Annotated in this window: 13 protein-coding genes; 6 read left to right on the forward strand and 7 right to left on the reverse strand. The window is 67.8% G+C overall.

Going from position 1 to position 18,469, the window contains the following annotated elements; all coding sequences use genetic code 11:
* Window positions 1-295 precede the first annotated feature (295 nt).
* Complete coding sequence (locus P5W98_RS04645; RefSeq protein WP_421044144.1) at window positions 296-928, forward strand: TetR/AcrR family transcriptional regulator; 633 nt, start codon at window positions 296-298, stop codon at window positions 926-928.
* 73 nt (window positions 929-1,001) lie between these two features.
* Here the strand turns inward: P5W98_RS04645 and P5W98_RS04650 are convergent, their stop codons facing one another.
* The 3 genes from P5W98_RS04650 to P5W98_RS04660 all read right to left on the reverse strand — a co-directional run bounded on the left by P5W98_RS04650 (window position 1,002) and on the right by P5W98_RS04660 (window position 4,718).
* Window positions 1,002-2,279, reverse strand: a complete 1,278-nt coding sequence (locus P5W98_RS04650; protein ID WP_434718391.1) for a polyhydroxyalkanoate depolymerase — start codon at window positions 2,277-2,279, stop codon at window positions 1,002-1,004.
* Between the two features lie 287 nt (window positions 2,280-2,566).
* The gene (locus P5W98_RS04655; protein WP_434718392.1) at window positions 2,567-4,444 is read right to left on the reverse strand and encodes a glycoside hydrolase family 15 protein; all 1,878 of its coding nucleotides are present in this window, start codon (window positions 4,442-4,444) and stop codon (window positions 2,567-2,569) included.
* A 115-nt stretch (window positions 4,445-4,559) separates the two neighbouring features.
* A complete protein-coding gene (locus P5W98_RS04660) occupies window positions 4,560-4,718 on the reverse strand; it encodes a DUF3096 domain-containing protein (protein ID WP_421023493.1) in 159 nt (52 codons plus the stop codon).
* Between the two features lie 136 nt (window positions 4,719-4,854).
* On the opposite strand from P5W98_RS04660, the gene P5W98_RS04665 reads away from it, so the two are divergent.
* On the forward strand, window positions 4,855-6,144 hold the full coding sequence (locus P5W98_RS04665; protein WP_434718393.1) for a lactonase family protein: 1,290 nt from the start codon (window positions 4,855-4,857) through the stop codon (window positions 6,142-6,144).
* Between the two features lie 81 nt (window positions 6,145-6,225).
* On the opposite strand, the gene P5W98_RS04670 is transcribed toward P5W98_RS04665, so the two are convergent.
* Both P5W98_RS04670 and P5W98_RS04675 read right to left on the reverse strand, forming a co-directional pair.
* Window positions 6,226-11,010 (reverse strand): DNA translocase FtsK, encoded by a 4,785-nt coding sequence (locus P5W98_RS04670; RefSeq protein ID WP_434718394.1) that lies wholly within the window; start codon window positions 11,008-11,010, stop codon window positions 6,226-6,228.
* Between the two features lie 309 nt (window positions 11,011-11,319).
* The gene (locus P5W98_RS04675) at window positions 11,320-11,997 is read right to left on the reverse strand and encodes an META domain-containing protein (RefSeq protein WP_421023496.1); all 678 of its coding nucleotides are present in this window, start codon (window positions 11,995-11,997) and stop codon (window positions 11,320-11,322) included.
* A 290-nt stretch (window positions 11,998-12,287) separates the two neighbouring features.
* On the opposite strand from P5W98_RS04675, the gene purT reads away from it, so the two are divergent.
* The 4 genes from purT (at window position 12,288) to P5W98_RS04695 (ending at window position 16,431) form a co-directional block, all read left to right on the forward strand.
* Window positions 12,288-13,514, forward strand: a complete 1,227-nt coding sequence (gene purT / locus P5W98_RS04680) for a formate-dependent phosphoribosylglycinamide formyltransferase (RefSeq protein ID WP_434718395.1) — start codon at window positions 12,288-12,290, stop codon at window positions 13,512-13,514.
* A 226-nt stretch (window positions 13,515-13,740) separates the two neighbouring features.
* Window positions 13,741-13,887 carry a DUF6726 family protein gene (locus P5W98_RS04685; RefSeq protein ID WP_421079570.1) on the forward strand — a complete coding sequence of 49 codons (147 nt, stop codon included), beginning with the start codon at window positions 13,741-13,743 and terminating at the stop codon, window positions 13,885-13,887.
* An 87-nt stretch (window positions 13,888-13,974) separates the two neighbouring features.
* The gene (locus P5W98_RS04690) at window positions 13,975-14,406 is read left to right on the forward strand and encodes an MliC family protein (protein WP_434718396.1); all 432 of its coding nucleotides are present in this window, start codon (window positions 13,975-13,977) and stop codon (window positions 14,404-14,406) included.
* Window positions 14,407-14,949: 543 nt separating this feature from the next.
* Entirely contained in the window at window positions 14,950-16,431 is a 1,482-nt protein-coding gene (locus P5W98_RS04695; protein WP_421044136.1) for a DEAD/DEAH box helicase, read from the forward strand.
* A 101-nt stretch (window positions 16,432-16,532) separates the two neighbouring features.
* On the opposite strand, the gene gluQRS is transcribed toward P5W98_RS04695, so the two are convergent.
* Together gluQRS and P5W98_RS04705 are read right to left on the reverse strand one after the other, a co-directional pair.
* Complete coding sequence (gluQRS, locus tag P5W98_RS04700; protein WP_434718397.1) at window positions 16,533-17,480, reverse strand: tRNA glutamyl-Q(34) synthetase GluQRS; 948 nt, start codon at window positions 17,478-17,480, stop codon at window positions 16,533-16,535.
* 18 nt (window positions 17,481-17,498) lie between these two features.
* The gene (locus P5W98_RS04705) at window positions 17,499-18,392 is read right to left on the reverse strand and encodes a sulfurtransferase (protein WP_434662093.1); all 894 of its coding nucleotides are present in this window, start codon (window positions 18,390-18,392) and stop codon (window positions 17,499-17,501) included.
* Window positions 18,393-18,469: the final 77 nt, after the last annotated feature.

An 18,469-nucleotide genomic window follows, 5' to 3' on the forward strand; every position in this document is an offset into this window, starting at 1 on the left:
CGCCGATTTCCCGCATTGCCATCGGCGGGCCATGTGCCATAATCAAAGCGCTTAATTCGAATGTTCTCGCAGCGCTTGCATCATCGGCGCATGGCATTGGATCGAGTCCGCAGGACGGCGTCACATCTGCAGCGTCGGGCGAGGGGGCAAGACGACTGCAAACCAAGAAAAATCGAGAAGCGAAGGGTGTAGGTTCATTAACCCGGCGCGCTCCATGCACGCTGCCGCACGATGGGTTTGGAGAGGCCCGGCAGCGCAACGTGGAAAGCCGCGCCTATCGAGCGATCCTGCCACCATGAATCAGACGAAAATCAAAAGAGATCCTGAAGGCACGCGCCGCCGCATCCTGCTTGCCGCAGCGGAAGAGTTTGCGAATGGCGGCCTGTTCGGCGCCCGCGTCGACCAGATCGCGCGCCGCGCGGAAACCAACGAGCGCATGCTGTACTACTACTTCGGCAGCAAGGAGCAGTTGTTCACTGCCGTGCTGGAGCATGCATTCGGCGCGCTGAACGAGGCCGAACGCGCGCTCGATCTGGCCGGGCTCGCACCCGTCGAGGCGATCACGCGGCTCGCGCATTTCGTGTGGGATTACTACCGCGACCATCCCGACCTTCTGCGGCTCATAAACAACGAGAACCTCCACGAGGCGCGCTACATGCAGAAGTCCACGCGCATTCACGAGATGATCTCGCCGATCATCGCGACGCTCGGCGCGATCCTCGCGCGTGGCGAGGCCGCGGGGCTGTTTCGCGCGAACGTCGATCCGCTGCGTCTTTACGTGACGCTCTCGGGCATGGGCTACTACATCGTGTCCAACCGCTACACGCTCAACGCCACGCTCGGGCGCGACTTCAGCACCGCCGCCGAGCGCGCCGAGATCATCCAGCTCAACACCGAGATGCTGCTTGCGTTCTTGATGCGCAAATGAAAAACCCCGCGCCCGGTGCGAACCAGGCGCGGGGTTGGGCGTTGCGTGCTGCGCGTGCGCCTTCTCAGGCGACTCACGCCACGGCGCTTTCCTTGGCGGTCTTCTTCGCGCGCTGGTGACCGCGGATGAAGTCGCGCAATTGCGGATAGATGATGGTGCGCCAGCGGCGGCCCGAGAAGATGCCGTAGTGGCCGCACTTTTCCGCCGTCAGGCGATGCTTGTGCTCCTCCGCGATGCCCGTGCACAGGTCGTGCGCGGCGTGCGTCTGGCCCGAGCCCGAGATGTCGTCGAGTTCGCCTTCGATCGTGAAGAGCGCGGTCTCGCGAATGTCCTGCGGCTTCACGCGCTCGCCCGCGACGTCCCACGTGCCTTCGGCGAGGCTGAACTCCTGGAACACCGTGCGGATGGTTTCGAGGTAGTACTCGGCGGCCATGTCGAGCACCGCGTTGTATTCGTCATAGAAACGGCGATGTGCTTCGGCATCCTCTTCGTCGCCGCGCAGCAGGCTCTTGTAGAAGTCCCAGTGCGCGGTGGTGTGGCGGCCCGGATTCATCGCGACGAAGCCTGCATGCTGCAGGAAGCCCGGGTAGACCGCGCGCCCTTCGCCCGGGTAGTTGGCGGGCACCGTGTGAATCACGTTGTTCGCGAACCATTCCATCGAGTGCTCGGTGGCGAGCGAGTTGACCGTCGTGGGGCTGCGGCGCGCGTCGATCGGGCCGCCCATCATCGTCATGGTGAGCGGGGTGGCCTCGCCGCGGCTCGCCATCAGCGAGATGGCCGCGAGCACCGGCACCGTGGGCTGGCACACCGAAAGCACGTGCAGGTTCCTCGCGCCGATATGGCGGATGAATTCCTGGATGTAGGCGATGTAGTCGTCCAGATGGAACGGGCCGGCTTCGAGCGGGACCATGCGCGCGTCGATCCAGTCGGTGATGTAGACCTTGTGGTCCTGCAGCAGCGTGCGCACGGTGTCGCGCAGGAGCGTCGAGTGGTGGCCCGAGAGCGGCGCGCACACGAGCACTGCGGGCTCGTCCTTGAGCGCCGCGACGGCGGTCGTATCGTCGGCGAAGCGCTTGAAGCGAAGCAGCCGGCAGAACGGCTTTTCGATGATGGTTTGCTCGACGATCGGAATGTTGAAGCCGTCTTTCTCGATCTGGCGGATGTCGAATTCGGGCTTCTCGTAGTCCTTGCCGAGGCGGTAGAGCAGCTCGTAGCCCGCCGCGAGGCGGGTGGCGCCCGGCACAAGCGAGAACGGGCTCGCCGGATTCGAGAACGACTTGGAGGCGGCCTGCGCCCACGCGGTAAGCGGGCTCAGCAGGGCGCGTTGAAATTCACGGATTTGGTAGAGCATGGGTGCTCCAGCATCGGGGACGGTTCGCGCCCGCGCAGCACGGAACGCGGCCTGTAGTTGGTCGGTTAGCCTGTTTATCGGCTTTGCAGCCTGCCGCCTGAACGGCGCGGCGTACGGTTTGCCGCAAGCAGATGCGGATCCCGGCGCCAGGATCGGACCTCCCGTGCCTGGCGGCTTCCGGATCGTTGTGCAATGCAGCAACCCAATTCCCGAGTGTAGCGCACTTGGCGCAGGCGCATGGGGGTTTTCGTGCGCTTGCGCACCTGTTTGGCATCGATTTCGTACTTTTACGATGCCTCGTTTGCCGCCGTCGCGAGATCCGGATCGATCGGCGGATCCCCGGCAACGGCCGGATGCCCGGTCGCCCGGGCCATGTCCTGCTCGTGGCGCATCAAATTCAGCCCCGTATGAACGAGGGCCACATGAGAAAACGCTTGTGGAAAATTCCCCACAAGCCGGCCCGCCGCCGGGTCGTACTCCTCGGCGAGCAGTCCTACGTCGTTGGCGAGCGCAAGCAGACGCTCGTACATCTTGCGCGCGTCGTCTACGCGGCCCTGGAGCGCGAGGTTGTCCACCATCCAGAAGCTGCAGGCGAGGAAGGTACCCTCGCCGGGCGGCAGGCCGTCGTTGAAGTCGGTGGTGCGGTAGCGCATCACGAAACCTTCCACCATCAGGTCGCGCTCGATGGCCGCGACCGTGCCCGCGATGCGCGGGTCCGAGGCAGGCAAAAAGCCCACCAGCGGCATCAGCAGCAGGCTCGCGTCGAGGTCGGTGCCGCCGTAGATCTGCGTGAACGAATTGAGCGAGGGATTGAAGCTGCGCTCGCAGATGGTCGCGTGAATGGTGTCGCGCAGCGTGCGCCAGTGATCGAGCGGGCCGGGCAGCTCGAACTTCTCGGCCGAGCGGATGCAGCGGTCGAACGCCACCCACGCCATGACCTTCGAGAACGTGAAGTGCTGACGCCCGCCGCGGGTTTCCCAGATGCCTTCATCGGGCTCGGTCCAGACTTTTTCGAGGTGCTCGAGCATCGTGCACTGGATCGACCACGCGGTTTCGTCGGCCTGCAGGCCGCCCACGCGCGCGAGGTGCAGCGCGTTCATGACTTCGCCATAAACGTCGAGCTGCAACTGCCCGACCGCGTTGTTGCCCACGCGCACCGGCTTCGCGCCTTCGTAGCCGGGCAGCCAGTCGAGCTCGAACTCGGGCAGGCGGCGCTCGCCGGCAATGCCGTACATGATCTGCAACTGCGAGGGCGAGCCCGCCATCACGCGGCCGAGCCATGCGCGCCAGGCGCGCGCTTCGTCGTAGTAGCCGCCGCGCATCATCGCGAGCAGCGTGATGGTGGCGTCGCGCAGCCAGCAGTAGCGGTAGTCCCAGTTGCGCGTGCCGCCCAGCTGCTCGGGCAGCGAGGTGGTGGGCGCGGCGACGATGCCGCCGGTGGGCTCGAACGCGAGCGCCTTGAGGGTGATGAGCGAGCGGCGGATCGGCTCGGCCCAGCGGCCTTCGACGGTGCTGCGCGCCGACCATTCCTCCCAGAAGTTCTCGGTGCGCGCGAGCGCCGTGAAGGGGTCGCGCGGCGGCGGCAGGCGCAGATGCGAAGCCGCGTAGGCCATCGAGAACGGCAAGCGCTCGCCTTCGCTCACATCGAATTCGGCGACGGTGCGCATGTTCTCGCCTTGCAGGTCGACGGGCGTGCGCAGCACGACGGTGTCGGGGCCGACCGTCGCCTTGATGCCGCTCTCGTAAGCGAGGCGGCTCACCCAGGGCACCGAAAAACCGTAGTCGAAGCGCAGCACGAGTTCGCAGTGCATGCGCACGGTGCCGCGCCGGCCCACCACGAGCCGCACGAGTTCGCTCCAGCCATTGCCGGGCGGCATGAAATCGATGAGCGTGACGGCGCCCTCGGGCGTTTCGAAATCGGTTTCGAGAATCAGCGTCTCGCCGCGGTAACGGCGCGTGGTTTTGATCGTGGCCTGGGAGCCGTCGGCCGGCGGGACCGGCGCGATCAGCCAGCGGCCGTTGTTCTCGGTGCCGAGCAGCGCCGCGAAGCACGCGCCGGAATCGAAGCGCGGCCAGCAGAGCCAGTCGATGGAGCCCTCGCGGGACACGAGCGCGGCCGTGTGGCCGTCGCCGATCATTGCATAGTCTTCGATGAGTGCGGGCATGGTAAGCAGATTGACAGCGTTGCGCCTGGAGCGGAAACGGCAGATGCACGCACAAGATTAGTGGGTGCGGGGGGACTCGCGCAACGCGTTTTGCGGCATGCCATGCACGCCTGCATCAAAAATGCCCGAAGTGGCCGCCGGTGCCGAAGAGCCCGACCAGCCCGATGATGATGAGATAAAGGGCAACGATGTAATTGAGCAGGCGCGGCGCAACGAGAATCAGAATGCCGGCGATGAGCGAGACGAGCGGGCCGATCGCAAGATGGATGTTCATTGACTGGTTCCTCCCTGGGCAGAGCGGGCCTGGCCTGGCGGCCAGCGGCCAGCCTGGCGCAAGCTCTCCTATACTGGGCCGCGAATCCTCACGTCGCCGATGCGCTCGCGCTTCGACAAGAAAAATGGAGGTCGACATGTTTCAGGTCCATGACGCAGCAATCGCCGTGCCCGCGCGCCGGCTCGATCGCCGCCATCGTAACCATGCGCCGCACGCGAAAAGGCGCGCGCTCATTCATCAGATCATCAAGGGTATCGTCATCATGGCTTCAGTCGCCGCCACCCAGGCGTTCGCTCAGACCAGCGGCGCATCAGCCGATACGGCAGCCAATGGCGTGTATGACTTGATCGTCGGCACCTATACCGGCGGCAAGAGCGAGGGGCTTTACGTCTATCGCTTCGACTCGAAAACCGGTGACGCCCGGCAGGTGAGCGTCGCGAAGACGGTGAATCCGTCGTATCTCGTGGTCAGCAAGGACAAGCGCTTCGTCTACGCGGTGAACGAGCTGCCCGGCGACAATGGCCCGGCGACCCAGCGCGGCGACGTGAGCGCATTCGGCTTCGACGCCGCGAGCGGCCAGCTTACGTTCCTCAACAAGGTGTCCGCGCAAGGCAACGACCCATGCTATCTGAGCCTTTCACCCGATGGGCGCTATCTCCTCGTCGCCAACTATTCGGTGGCGGCGGACCCCGGCGGCAGTTTCGCGGTGCTGCCCATTGAGCAGGACGGCAAGCTCGGGGCCTCGGTGCTCACCGTGCATCACGAGGGCAGCGGTCCGGTGAAAGGGCGTCAGGACAGCGCGCACGTGCATTCCACGGTGTTCTCGCCGGACGGGCGCTATCTCTTCACCCAGGATCTCGGCACCGACAAGCTCTGGACCTACCGCTACACGCCGGACGGCAGCCGCGGTCTCGTGAGCCCGACCGAGTGGCGCTACACCGACGTGAAGGCCGGCACGGGACCGCGCCACCTCGTCTTCGGCAACGACGGACGCTTCGCCTACCTCACGAGTGAACTGGCCGCCACGGTGAGCGTGTTCGCTTACCACGACGGTCGCCTGACGCTCGAACAGGTCGAAAAGCTGACGGAGCCGGCTTTCAAGGGCGCGGTGGGTGCGGCGGCGCTGCATCTGTCGCCGGACGGCAAGTTCCTGTACGTCTCGAATCGCGGCGACGCCAACGACATTACGATCTTCGCCGTCGACGCGCACACCGGCAAGCTCAGGCGCGTGGGCCGTCAATCGAGCCTCGGCAAGGCGCCGCGCGAGTTCGCGATCGATCCGAGCGGCCAGTGGCTCATCGTCGGCAATCAGAACAGCGACACGGCCTGGGTGTTCCGCCGCAATCAGGAAACGGGCCTGCTCGAGCCGAATCCGAAGCGCATCGACATCGGCTCGCCCGTCGACTTCAAGTTCGTCGCGCCGTAAAAAGCAAAGCGCCGCGCAGGATCGATCCGGCGCGGCGCTTTGCGTTCAGGCGTTCGTGTCTCACGGCACGCATCGCGAGGCTTACTCGGCCTGGCCTCCTGGAACGAGCACTTCGCGGCTGCCGTTGATGCCCATCGGCGAGACGAGGCCCGCCGCTTCCATCTGCTCGACGAGGCGCGCGGCGCGGTTGTAGCCGATGCGCAACTGCCGCTGCACCGAGGAAATCGACGCGCGCCGCGTGCGCACGACGAATGCGACCGCTTCGTCGTAGAGCGGATCGGCTTCCGCATCGGGCGATTCGCCGATCAGATCCTGCGGCGCGCCTTCGCTGGCGGGGCCGTCGAGGATGCCTTCGACATACTCGGGCTCGCCGAACTGCTTCAGATACTCGACCACGGCGTGCACTTCCTCGTCGGCGACGAACGCGCCGTGCACGCGCTGCGGGTAGCCCGTGCCCGGCGGCAGGAACAGCATGTCGCCCTGGCCGAGCAGCGACTCGGCACCCATCTGGTCGAGAATCGTGCGCGAGTCGATCTTCGACGAGACCTGGAACGCCACGCGCGTCGGAATGTTCGCCTTGATGAGACCGGTGATGACGTCCACGGAAGGGCGCTGCGTCGCGAGGATCAGATGAATGCCCGCAGCGCGCGCCTTTTGGGCGAGACGCGCGATCAGCTCTTCGATCTTCTTGCCCGCGACCATCATGAGGTCGGCGAGCTCGTCGATCACCACCACGATCATCGGCAGCGGCGAGAGCGGCTCGGGCGCCTCGGGCGTGAGCGAGAACGGATTGCCGATCTTCTTCTCGTGCGCTTCGGCGTCGCGAATCTTCTGGTTGAAGCCCGCGAGATTGCGCACGCCCACCGCCGACATCAGCCGGTAGCGCTTCTCCATCTCGCCCACGCACCAGTTCAGCGCGTTGGCGGCGAGCTTCATGTCGGTGACCACGGGCGCGAGCAGATGCGGAATGCCTTCGTACACCGAAAGTTCCAGCATCTTCGGGTCGATCATTATGAGCCGCACGTCTTCGGGCGTGGCCTTGTAGAGCAGCGAGAGGATCATCGCGTTGATCGCCACCGACTTGCCCGAGCCGGTCGTGCCCGCGACGAGCATGTGCGGCGCCTTGGCGAGGTCGGTGACGATCGGGTGGCCGACGATGTCCTTGCCCATCGCGATCGTGAGCTTCGACTGCGAGCGGTGGTACGGCGCCGATTCGAGAATCTCCGAGAGGCGGATCATCTGGCGGCGCGCGTTGGGCAGTTCGAGCCCCATGCAGGTCTTGCCGGGGATGGTCTCGACCACGCGGATCGACGTGAGGCCGAGACCGCGCGAAAGATCCTTCATGAGGCCGACGATCTGGCTGCCGCGCACGCCGAGCGCGGGCTCGACTTCGAAGCGCGTGATGACCGGGCCCGCCGACGCGCCCACTACGGTCACGGGCACCTTGAATTCCTGCAGGCGCTGCTCGATCAGCTGGCTCGTTTCGGCGAGCTTTTGCTCGGAGACGGGCTCGATTTCGGACGAGGCGCGCTCGAGCAGTTCGATGCCGGGCAACTCGACCGCCGATGCGCTGAGCGGCTGGAACTCGAACGAGGTCGGCGCGTGGCCGCGCACGGGCTGGCGCGGCGCGGGGGCTTGCTGGACGTCGGGCTGAACTTCGGGCTGAACTTCGGGCTGAACTTCGGGCTGAACTTCGGGCTGGACCTCGGGCTGGACCTCGGGCTGGACCTCGGGCGGTGTGGCGGGCGGTATAGCGGGCGCGCCTTTGCCGTGGTCGAGCGGGGTTGCGGTTGCCTGCGCCCACGGCGGTGTCATGCTGGCGTAGCCGCCTGTTGCAACCGGGGCGGGCGACAGTGGCGCAGGGGCCTCATGCGCGGCGGTTTGCTGCGTGGCTTCGACTGCCGGGGCAACGAACGGCGCTGCCGCTGATGCCTGAATCGCGGCGACGGCGGGCGCGCTTGCGGAGCCGATCGATGCAAATGGCGGCGTCGCGGTGATTGCGGGCTGCGCAGGGGCCTCGGGCTTGGGTTCCGCGGGCGTGGCAGGCGCGGCAGCGAACGGGGCCGGCGTGGGCAGAGCACGGGCCGCCACGGGCGAGCAGGGCGCGAAACTCGCCGGCGCAATGGGCGTCGTGGCCATGGCGCCCGGCGTTGCGTCGGGCATCGTGCTGGATGCAGTATCGGGCACCCGAGCCAGAAACGAAGGCACTTCAACGGCGGGTGCCGGTGCAAAAGCGCGGGCCTGGTGCGCGGGCAGCGAGGCGTCGTGGCCGGCTCGCGTGTCGTCCGGTTGCACGGCGTTCACAGGCGATGTCTCTGCGATCGCGTCATGGCTTGCCGGCGTGGACGGCACGGCGTGCAGCGCTACCGTCGCAACGCGCGGGAATTGGACGACGTTTTCGGCGCTTTGCGGTTCCGGTACATCGGGCGTTACGTCCAGCGTTGCTTCAGGCTGCGGCGGCTCGCTCGTCACGTCGACGGCATCGTGATGCGGGAGCGGCGTGGCAGGCGGCAGCGCGGCGCGGGTCTGGGCAACGTTCTCCGACGGCGCAAGGCTCGCGGCTCGAGCCGTGGGCTCGGGCGCCGAAGCGGCCTGGTCAGGCGCTGCGTCGGCTGGTTCGGAGGCTTCCGGTTCGTCGTCGAGCATGACCCACGGCATGCCGTTGTCGAAGGTCGGCCAGTGGACGGGCGAAGTTGCGAGCGGCTGTGCGGGCGGCGTTGCGGTTGCAGCGGGCGCTGCAGGCTCTGGCAGCACGTCTTCCTCTTGCGCATCGATGAGGAACGCGGGGAGGGCGCTCGGGTGGCGCGGGTTCGGGGCATCGTCGGCGTCAGTCCACGGCGCGATCGATTCGGCAGCGGAGGGGGTGACCGACGGCATCGCGGCGGTCGATGCAGCGGACGCCAGGCCGGATTCAGCGGTTTGTTCCGGTTGCGCGGGAGCCGGCGACGCGTCGCGGCGCACGCTCGCGGGCGTTTGGGCGAGTTCGGCCGGCGCATGCGCCAGAGGCGCTGCGCAAGCCAGCGGAGGCGGTTCGTTCGCCGCATCTGCGGGAGCCGCGCTATCGAGCGCTGCCGCTTCGGGCAGCGGAGCGATCTGCGATTCGACAAGCGGCGATGCCGCGTGCGCTGCCGTGGCGAGGCTCGCGTCGCTGGCCGGCAGGTCAGCGGCGGTATCGGCGTTCGCGCGCAATTCCGTTTGCGTTGTAGCCTGGTCGATCGTGTTGCGGCGCGCGAGGCTCGCGCCCGCGAGCGTCGTCCAGCGCGCGGCGTTTTCCTCGATCGAGCGCAGCGTTTCGAGCACGCCGGTCGAGAGGGGCGCTTGCGGCGCGGATGCCGTGCCCTGCGCTGGGCGGGAGTAGGCCGGCGTGGCGGTGCCCGCGAGCGGCGTCGTTGCGGGCGCACCGAACCGGGTGCTGAATGACGAGTCGGGCGCGCGCTGTGCCGGGTTGGATGCGCCCTTGGCCGGCCAGACGAACGGACGCTGCGGTTTCTGCTGGCGTGCTTGTGGCGCGGCTGCGGCCGCTGCGCGCGCGGCGGTGCTGCCCGCGACGGGCGGCGGCGCGCTACGGCGTGCCGGGGCCGGTTGCGCAAACGGCGAAACCAGCGGATCGCGCGGCGCGGACAAGCCGCGCGGCGTGACCGCAGTCGTCGATGCGAGTGTGGCGGCGGCTGCCGCCTGGCGCATGCCCGGCGCGCTCATGGGTGAAATCGGCGGCGACATCGCGGAGGAGAGCGGGGCGGCAATGGGGGCAGCCGGGGGGATCGGGGCCGCGCGCCGCGTCGTCGTGCTGCCGGCTGAGCCGGCAAGCGCCGCGCCACCTGCCGGAGCCCCGCCGAACGGTGCGCCGCCGATGTCGGCCAATGCCTGGCGGCGCGAGTCGGGGGGAAAGCCGGCTGGTGGGGTAGTGGACGGTGCACCGTTCGCGCCCGCTGCCGGGCTGCGGCGCGCATCGATCGGTTGACCCTCGCGTAGCCAGCCAGCCGGGGCGGTCGGTTCGGAGCGCGCCCATGCGGCGGCGGGGCTTGGCTCCGGCGACGCGAAATCCGGTTCTGTACGCCACGGCGAGGCGCTGCTACGCGTCCCGCCATTCACCGCGAATGCGCCATCCGCGTCCCGAGCCGTCGCGCCCGCCGCCGCACTTGCCACGCCGGCGGCGCTCGCCGCGCGTTTGCCCGGCATCTGCGGACGCCATACGGTTGGACGTTTGCGGCGTGCTCCATCGAGCGGTTCGGCAAAGCCGCCTGCACCAGGCGTGCCGCTTGCGCTGCTGGCACCGATGCCCTGCGCCGGCCTCGCGCCCGAAGCCGTCCTGCCCCCGAGCCCCAGGCCGCTGCCAAGGCCGCTAGCCAGCTTGCCGAGGCCGCCCAGGCCGCTCATGCCATGCGAGCCCGAGCCCGAGCCCGAGCCCGAGCGCGCCGCGCCGTGCGGCTGCGCGGCGTCCTGTCTGGACGCGCGGCGGCTGCGGCGTTCATCGTCGTCTTCTTTGTTCGACGGACGGATGTTGAGCCCGAGGCCGAGCGAGACGTCGGCCCAGGCGAAGAAGTCGCGCCAGCGGAAATCGATGAGCCAGGGCAGGCTCACGAACAGCAGCGCCGCCATCGCGAGCGGCGCGGCGATACGCCCGATCAGCTTGCCGAGCCCGCCCGCGAGCGCATGCCCGAGCGCATCGAAGCCGTCGATGTTCAGGAGCGTGGCTTCGAGCGCGCAGCTTGCCAGCAACACGCAGACAAAGCCGAGCCAAAGCCGGATCGTGCCAGGCCCGTGCAAGCCCGCGCCGCCAGGCAGCACCGACTTCACGAGACGCCAGATCAGAGGGACGAACCAGATGGCGGATAAGCCGAACCAGCCAGGGACTACCGTGTGCATGCCAGAGATCAACGCTTAAAAGATGTGCAACGTATCGAGTGTAACCGCCAGGCCCCTGCGCACCGCAATGCGCGTTGCCGCGCCGCAACCGGGGTGGCCGCTCAGGCGCCTGGCGAGCGTGCTGCAAGCCCGGCGCGCACGGCTATAAGCAGGGCGCGCCGCTGCGGGAAACCACGCCGGAAACCGTGCGGAACTCAGCAGGAAGAAGACTGTGAGACTGTGGACCAGTGTGCCGCACGCAAGGTGCGAGACGGTGCGCCAAAAAGAGCTGCGCCGCAAGCGGGCGCGGCTGCCGGATGGCGCGGCGCCTCACTTGCCCTGCTTCGCGGGCATGGCGGCGGAGGCGGACGCTGCGGACGGCGCGCTTGCGGGCGCACCGGCCGCAGCGGGCCCACCCGCTTGGGCGAAGGTCAGGCGGTCGCCGTTTTCGAGCACGACCAGAAGTGCTTGCGGTTCGCGCATTTGCACGCCCGAACGCTGGATGTGCGCGAGTGCGTCGAGATACGGACCTTCGATTTCGCCGCCCGTGCCGATGCACGCCATGCGCGTGCCCGCGAGCTGGCCAAACGAGAGCAGCCCGTTCTTGAGCGAGTAGCTGCCCATGTAGCGATTGCAGCCCGAGAAGCCGCTCGCACGGCGCTGGCCGCTGCCGGTCGAGAGATCGAGCGTGATGGGCCGCGCGGCTCGAACATCAGGGGCGCCGCTGTCGGCGGATGCGCTCGGCACTGCGGGCACCGCGCGCTGCGTGCCGTCGGCGCGTTTCCATTCGACGAGTTGCCAATGCGTGTTGTCGAGCAATTGAGTCGTGGCGGGATTGAACGGGTCGGGCGGCGGTACGGACGTGTCCTGGTGAACCGGCAGCTTGCAGGCGGCAAGCAGGAGCGCAGCCGCAGCGGCGGCCGCGAACGGCGCGGTGTATGACGCACGCGAGGCGAGCAGGCGCGCAATCTTGCGTGCGGCGGGGCGTGTGCTCGAGCGGTGGGGCATCGCATCGTTCCTTATAACTGGCGAAGGCGTAAGCGTAACGCACCAAGGGGCCGCATGCGAGCGCAAAGGCTCGCTGGAGATCTGCAAAAGCCTGCCTCACGCGCTCGATCGAGGCGCCTGGGGCCTGCGTGGGACCTGCGTGGGACCGATTTCTCGCGCAAGGCCCGCTCAATTCACGCACGGGTGGCGCGAGACCGGGCACGGGGTGTTAACATCGGCGCTCCCTCGCATTCGCATTCCCTTGAAGCGCGCGAATCACGCGCCGCCTCGCTCTCATTCCTGGAGATGGTATGGACCCCTCCCTCTCGCGTCGCATCGGCACGCCGCTTTCCGCTTCCGCCACCCGAGTCATGCTGCTCGGCGCCGGCGAACTCGGCAAGGAAGTGATCATCGCGCTGCAACGCCTTGGCGTCGAAGTAATCGCCGTCGACCGCTACGAAAACGCGCCCGGCCATCAGGTCGCGCATCGCGCCCACGTCATCGACATGGCCGATCCCAAGGCGCTGCGCGCGCTCATCGACGCCGAGCGGCCGCACCTTGTGGTGCCCGAGATCGAGGCCATCGCCACCGATGCGCTGGCGGCCGTCGAGGCCGAAGGCGCAGCCGTGGTGATCCCCACCGCGCGCGCCGCGCAGCTCACCATGAACCGCGAAGGCATCCGGCGTCTCGCAGCAGAGGAACTGGGCCTGCCGACCTCGCCTTACGCATTCGCGGATTCGCTCGACGAACTGAAGGCCGGCATCGCCACGGTCGGCTACCCGTGTGTGGTGAAGCCGGTGATGTCGTCCTCGGGCAAGGGGCAGTCGGTGCTCAAGAGCGATGCCGATGTCGAGCGTGCCTGGCAATACGCGCTCGCGGGCGGACGCGTGAATCACGGCCGCGTGATCGTCGAGGGCTTTATCGACTTCGAATACGAAATCACGCAGCTCACCGTGCGCGCGACCGATCCGGCGAGCGGTGCCGTGCAGACGTACTTCTGCGATCCGATCGGCCACCGCCAGGTCGACGGCGACTACGTGGAGTCGTGGCAGCCGCAGCCGATGAGCCCGAAGGCGCTCGAACGCTCGCGCGAGGTTGCGCACAAGGTGACCGAGGCGCTGGGCGGCCGCGGCCTCTTTGGCGTCGAGCTGTTCGTGCGCGGCGATGACGTCTGGTTCTCGGAAGTGAGCCCGCGTCCGCACGACACGGGGCTTGTCACGCTCGCGTCGCAGCGCTTCTCCGAGTTCGAACTACATGCGCGCGCGATTCTCGGGCTGCCGGTCGATACGACGGCGCGCGGGCCGGGCGCATCGGCGGTGATTTACGGGGGCATGGATGCGCGCGGCATTGCCTTCGAAGGCGTGGCAGAAGCCCTGGCCGTGCCGGGTGCGGACCTGCGCCTGTTCGGCAAGCCCGAGAGCTTCGCGAAGCGCCGCATGGGCGTCGCGCTCGCGACGGGCGTCGATATCGACGAAGCCCGCTCGCGCGCACGTGCGGCGGCCTCGGCGGTGCGCCCGGTGCCGGGGAGCCCGTCGTAACAAGCGCTGGCGTGGCGACGCCTGACTTGAGGCCGTGTTGATCGGGCGCATTCGTGCTGCCGTCGTAGCGCCGGATAATCGCTGTTCTTTCCGCTCGGTCCGCGCTGCCGCAGTGCATGGCCAGGCATGCACGGGGCGCGGCGCGATGCGCCGGGTTATCGTGTCAAGCCATTGCAGGAAATTGGGAATGATGAAGTCGATCGCGTTGTGGTGGCCGCGTGGGCTGATGGTGGTGTGCGCTTTCGCGCTCTCGGGCTGCGGCCTCGCTGCCGCGCCGTGCCGCGTGGTGTCGGCGGGCTTGAAGATCGTGCCGGTGGTCGGGCACGTGGCCGCCGCGCCCACCGACGCCTGCGCCGACGTGATCGACCCCTGACCCGTGAAGCCCGTGCAGCGGCGCAACACGGCCAATCACCACGCCGGCGCAGCGCGCCGGTCCAACCGGGTATCGGGAGAACACGCCATGATCCGCGGATGCGACGCCGCCCTTCGTCTTGCCGCCCGTCTACGCACGCCGCGCCGATTTGCTGCGGGCGTGCTCGCGTTCGCCGTCCTCGGCGCCGGCGCGAGCCTTGCGGCAACTGCCGCGCAAGCCGCCTCGCTCGACGTGCGCGAGATCCAGACCCAGTCTCGCCACACCTATCGCTATACCTGCGCGGACGGCAAGACCTTCAAGGTGACCTACATCAACGGCTCCAACGGGCAGAGCTTCGCGCTCGTTCCCGTGGCGGGCCGCACGCTGCTGTTTGTCGGTGTGATTGCCGCGTCGGGCGTGAAATACGTCGCCGACCGCTATACCTGGTGGACCAAGGGTCCCGGCGCCGACCTCTACGACGACATGTCCGAAGCCAGTCCCAAGCCCCTCGTTTCCGGTTGCGCCACGATCATGCGCTAGGGCCCCCCGGCGCTTTGCGCCCGCGCCGTTCCGGTGAGCGGCGTGCAGAAGCCGGACTGCCCGGCCATAGGGATTTATGCCAAGGTGTTACAATACCGGCCTTTCGCCGAATTGCGCCTGCTCTCGTGGCGGGTTCTGGCCGGCGACGGGGCAGACTGCCGCGCCCGCGAGCGCCGGGACGAGGCAGACGCCCAGGCGTTACGACATCGACTGAAACAGCCGGGCGCACCGGCTGGCAACAAGGGAACGAGCGGGTCGAGCGCGGCCGTGCAGCCGGCGCTCCCTGCACACCGCGATGGGTTGACTCGATGGCGTTCCCGCGCGAATCTGCCGGCATTTTTCGCGAGCCGTCTGCTGGACGGCCAACGCGGCCGCTGCGGCCGGCAGCCAGGCGGAAAAAGCCGCTGCGGCCCCGCAGCGCCGTAACTCAGTAACGCTCGCCCAGTTTGCCCGCACTTTTCGAAGCAATCCGGCAGTACCCTGCAGTGAATATTTGAGGCGCGTCGCGCCTCGCGCGCATAGCGCCTTTATAGCGAAGCCACCATGTCCGACACAGCCGTCAAGCCCAGCACCGAGACCTTCGATCAGTTCGGCCTCGCACCCGAGATCCTTAAGGCGATCAAGGAGCAGGGCTACACGACGCCCACGCCCATTCAGGCGCAGGCGATTCCCGTGGTCCTTACGGGCCGCGACGTGATGGGCGCCGCGCAGACCGGCACCGGCAAGACCGCGAGTTTTTCGCTGCCGATCATTCAGCGTCTGCTGCCGCTGGCAAGCACGAGCGCCTCGCCCGCGCGCCACCCGGTGCGCGCGCTGATCCTCACGCCTACGCGCGAGCTGGCCGACCAGGTCGCCAACAACGTGCGCACCTACGCGCAGCACACGGCGCTGCGCAGCGCGGTGGTGTTCGGCGGCGTCGACATGAATCCGCAATCGGACGAACTGCGCCGCGGCGTGGAAATCCTGATTGCGACGCCGGGCCGCCTGCTCGACCACGTGCAGCAGAAGACCACGAATCTGGGCCAGGTGCAGATGCTGGTGCTCGACGAAGCCGACCGCATGCTCGACATGGGCTTCCTGCCGGACCTCCAGCGCATCCTGAATCTGCTGCCGAAGGAGCGCCAGACGCTGCTGTTCTCGGCGACCTTCTCGGGCGAGATCAAGAAGCTCGCCGCCACCTATCTGCGCACGCCGCAGACCATCGAGGTCGCGCGCAGCAACTCGACGGCCACCAACGTCACGCAGGTCGTCTACGAAGTGGCCGAAGGCGACAAAACCGGCGCGGTCGTGCAGCTAATCCGCGAGCGCGGCCTGAAACAGGTGATCGTGTTCTGCAACAGCAAGATCGGCGCGAGCCGTCTTGCGCGCCAGATCGAGAAGCAGGGCATCGTGGCCGCGGCGATTCACGGCGACCGCTCGCAAAACGAGCGCATGCAGGCGCTCGACGCGTTCAAGCGCGGCGAGATCGAGGCGCTGGTGGCGACCGACGTGGCCGCGCGCGGCCTCGACATCGCCGAATTGCCGGCCGTGATCAACTTCGACCTGCCCTTTAACGCCGAAGACTACGTGCACCGCATTGGCCGCACGGGCCGCGCGGGCGCCTCGGGCGACGCGCTCTCGCTGTGCAGCCCGAGCGAGAAGAAGCAGCTCGCCGATATCGAAAAGCTGATCAAGCGGCCGCTGACGGTCGAGCGTCTCGTGGTCGACACGCCGGTTGCGCATCACGAAGGCGGCAGCCGGCGTCGCGAGCGCGACAGTCATGAAGGCCGCGAAGGACGCGGGGAGCGCGTCGGCCATCGCCGCGCCGGTGCGTACGAGCGGCCGCATCACCACCGTCCGGCGCAGCCCGTCGACGACTTCTTCCTGAAGCCGTACGAGCCGTCGCCGAGCGCGCGCAGCGCGGCCGAAGACAAGCCCGCGCCGGCCGCCGCCGCGTCGCAAAAGCAGAAGCAGCCGCTCGCGGCGCTGCTCGGTGGACTGGGTTCGTCGTGGCGCAACAAGCCGACCTCGTCTTCGTCGTCCTGAAGCTGATGGACTGGCGAGGCTTCGGCTTCGCGCGATGAAAAAAAGCGGCGTGCCGGTTTCGACCGGCACGCCGCTTTTGCATTTCGCCTGCAATCGTGTGGCTATGCGCTCATTTCATCGGGCCGCTCTAATTGCGCGAGGCGGCGCCTCCATGCGTCGATCGCATCGGCCTGAAAGGCTTCGAGCGTCGCGGGCGCGGGGTCGCGCAGTTCGAGCCCGAGATGGCGCGCGGCGGCGAGCAGCGCCACGAGCGGCCGCTCGGCGTCGAGCGCTTGCGCGCCGGTCTGCTTCGAGAGCTTTTCGCCTTCCTCGTTGGTAACGACGGGCACGTGCAGATACACGGGCGTGGGCACGGCGAGGCACCGCTGGAGCCAGATCTGGCGCGCCGTGGAGTCGAGCAGGTCCGCGCCGCGCACGACATGGGTGATGTTCTGCGCGGCGTCGTCGACCACCACGGCGAGTTGATACGCCCACTGGCCGTCCGCGCGCAGCAGCACGAAGTCGCCGACTTCGGTCGCCAGATCCTGCGCCTGCGGTCCTTGGCAGCGGTCGTCGAAGCGGATCAGCGCGGGGTTGCTCCCGGCCCCGGGCGTGTCGTCCGGCACGCGCAGGCGCCACGCGCGCGCGGGCTTGCCGTGCAGTCCCGCGCGGCAGGTGCCGGGATAGATCAGCGTGGTGTTGCGCCGGTGCGCGTGCAGTTGCGAATCGGCGATTTCCTTGCGCGTGCAGCCGCACGGATACACATGGCCCGCCGCAATCAACCGGTCGAGCGCCGCGCGGTAAAGATCGAGGCGCTGGCTTTGCCATTGCGGCGGCTCGTCGGCGTGAAAGCCGAAGCGCTCCAGCGTCGCGAGAATATCCTCGGCGGCGCCGGGGACCGTGCGCGGGCCGTCGATGTCCTCCACGCGCACGAGCCACGCGCCGTCATGCGCGCGCGCGTCGAGCCAGCTCGCGAGCGCCGAGACGAGCGAGCCGAAATGCAGCGGTCCGGTAGGCGAGGGCGCGAAGCGCCCGCGATACCCCTGATGCGTTTGAGCCGGTGCGCTCACGCGCGCCTCACGCACACATCACGCAGCGTGTGCCGGCGCGGTGGCGGCGACCGCTTGAACAGGCTCCGCGCGCTCTGGATGGCACGCCGGGCAGCTCTTTCCCGCGACGTAAAGCGGCGAAGCCTGCCCGGCGGGCGTAACCACCGCGCGGCACGCAAAGCATTGCACGGTATCGGTCGCTTCGAGCTGCGGGTTGAGCGCGGTGCGCTGATCGAATACAAAGCAGTCGCCGTTGTAGTGCGCGCCGCCCACTTCCTCGAAATACTTGAGAATGCCGCCTTCGAGCTGATACACGTGTTCGATCCCCACTTCCTTCATGTGGATCGCGGCCTTTTCGCAGCGGATTCCGCCCGTGCAGAACGACACCACGGTCTTGCCTTGGAGATCGGCGCGGTTGGCCTCGATCACGCCCGGGAATTCGCTGAACTTGGCGATGCGGTAGTCGAGCGCCTGGTCGAACGTGCCGACGTCCACCTCGAACGCGTTGCGCGTGTCGAGCATGACGACCGGGCGGCCTTCGTCGTCGAAGCCGCGGTCGAGCCACGTCTTGAGCACGACCGGCGCGACCGACGGCGCGCGGCCTTCCTCGGGGCGGATCGCGGGCTTCTTCATGGTGATGATCTCGCGCTTCAGGCGCACCAGCATGCGGTTGAAGGGGCGCGTTTCCGAGAAGCTTTCCTTGAACTGCAGGGTCGCGAATTTGCCCTCGAACAGCGGATCGTGGTTGATGTAGTCCATGAAGGCGCGCACGTTGCCTTCGTCGCCCGCGACGAACAGATTGATGCCTTCCGGCGCGAGCAGGATGGTGCCCCGCAAATCGAGCGACTTGCAGCGTTCGAGCACGAGCGGACGCCATTCGGCGGTCTTGTCGAGTGTCGCGAACTGGTAGGCGGAGAGATTGAGAATACGCATGGCCAACTTGAAAACCTGAATCCGATGGGCCCGCGGCGCGGCGGGCGTAATCCGCTATTATCCCTCAACCGGGCCAT

The organism is Paraburkholderia sp. A1BS-2L, from assembly GCF_051125205.1.
GTDB lineage: Bacteria > Pseudomonadota > Gammaproteobacteria > Burkholderiales > Burkholderiaceae > Paraburkholderia.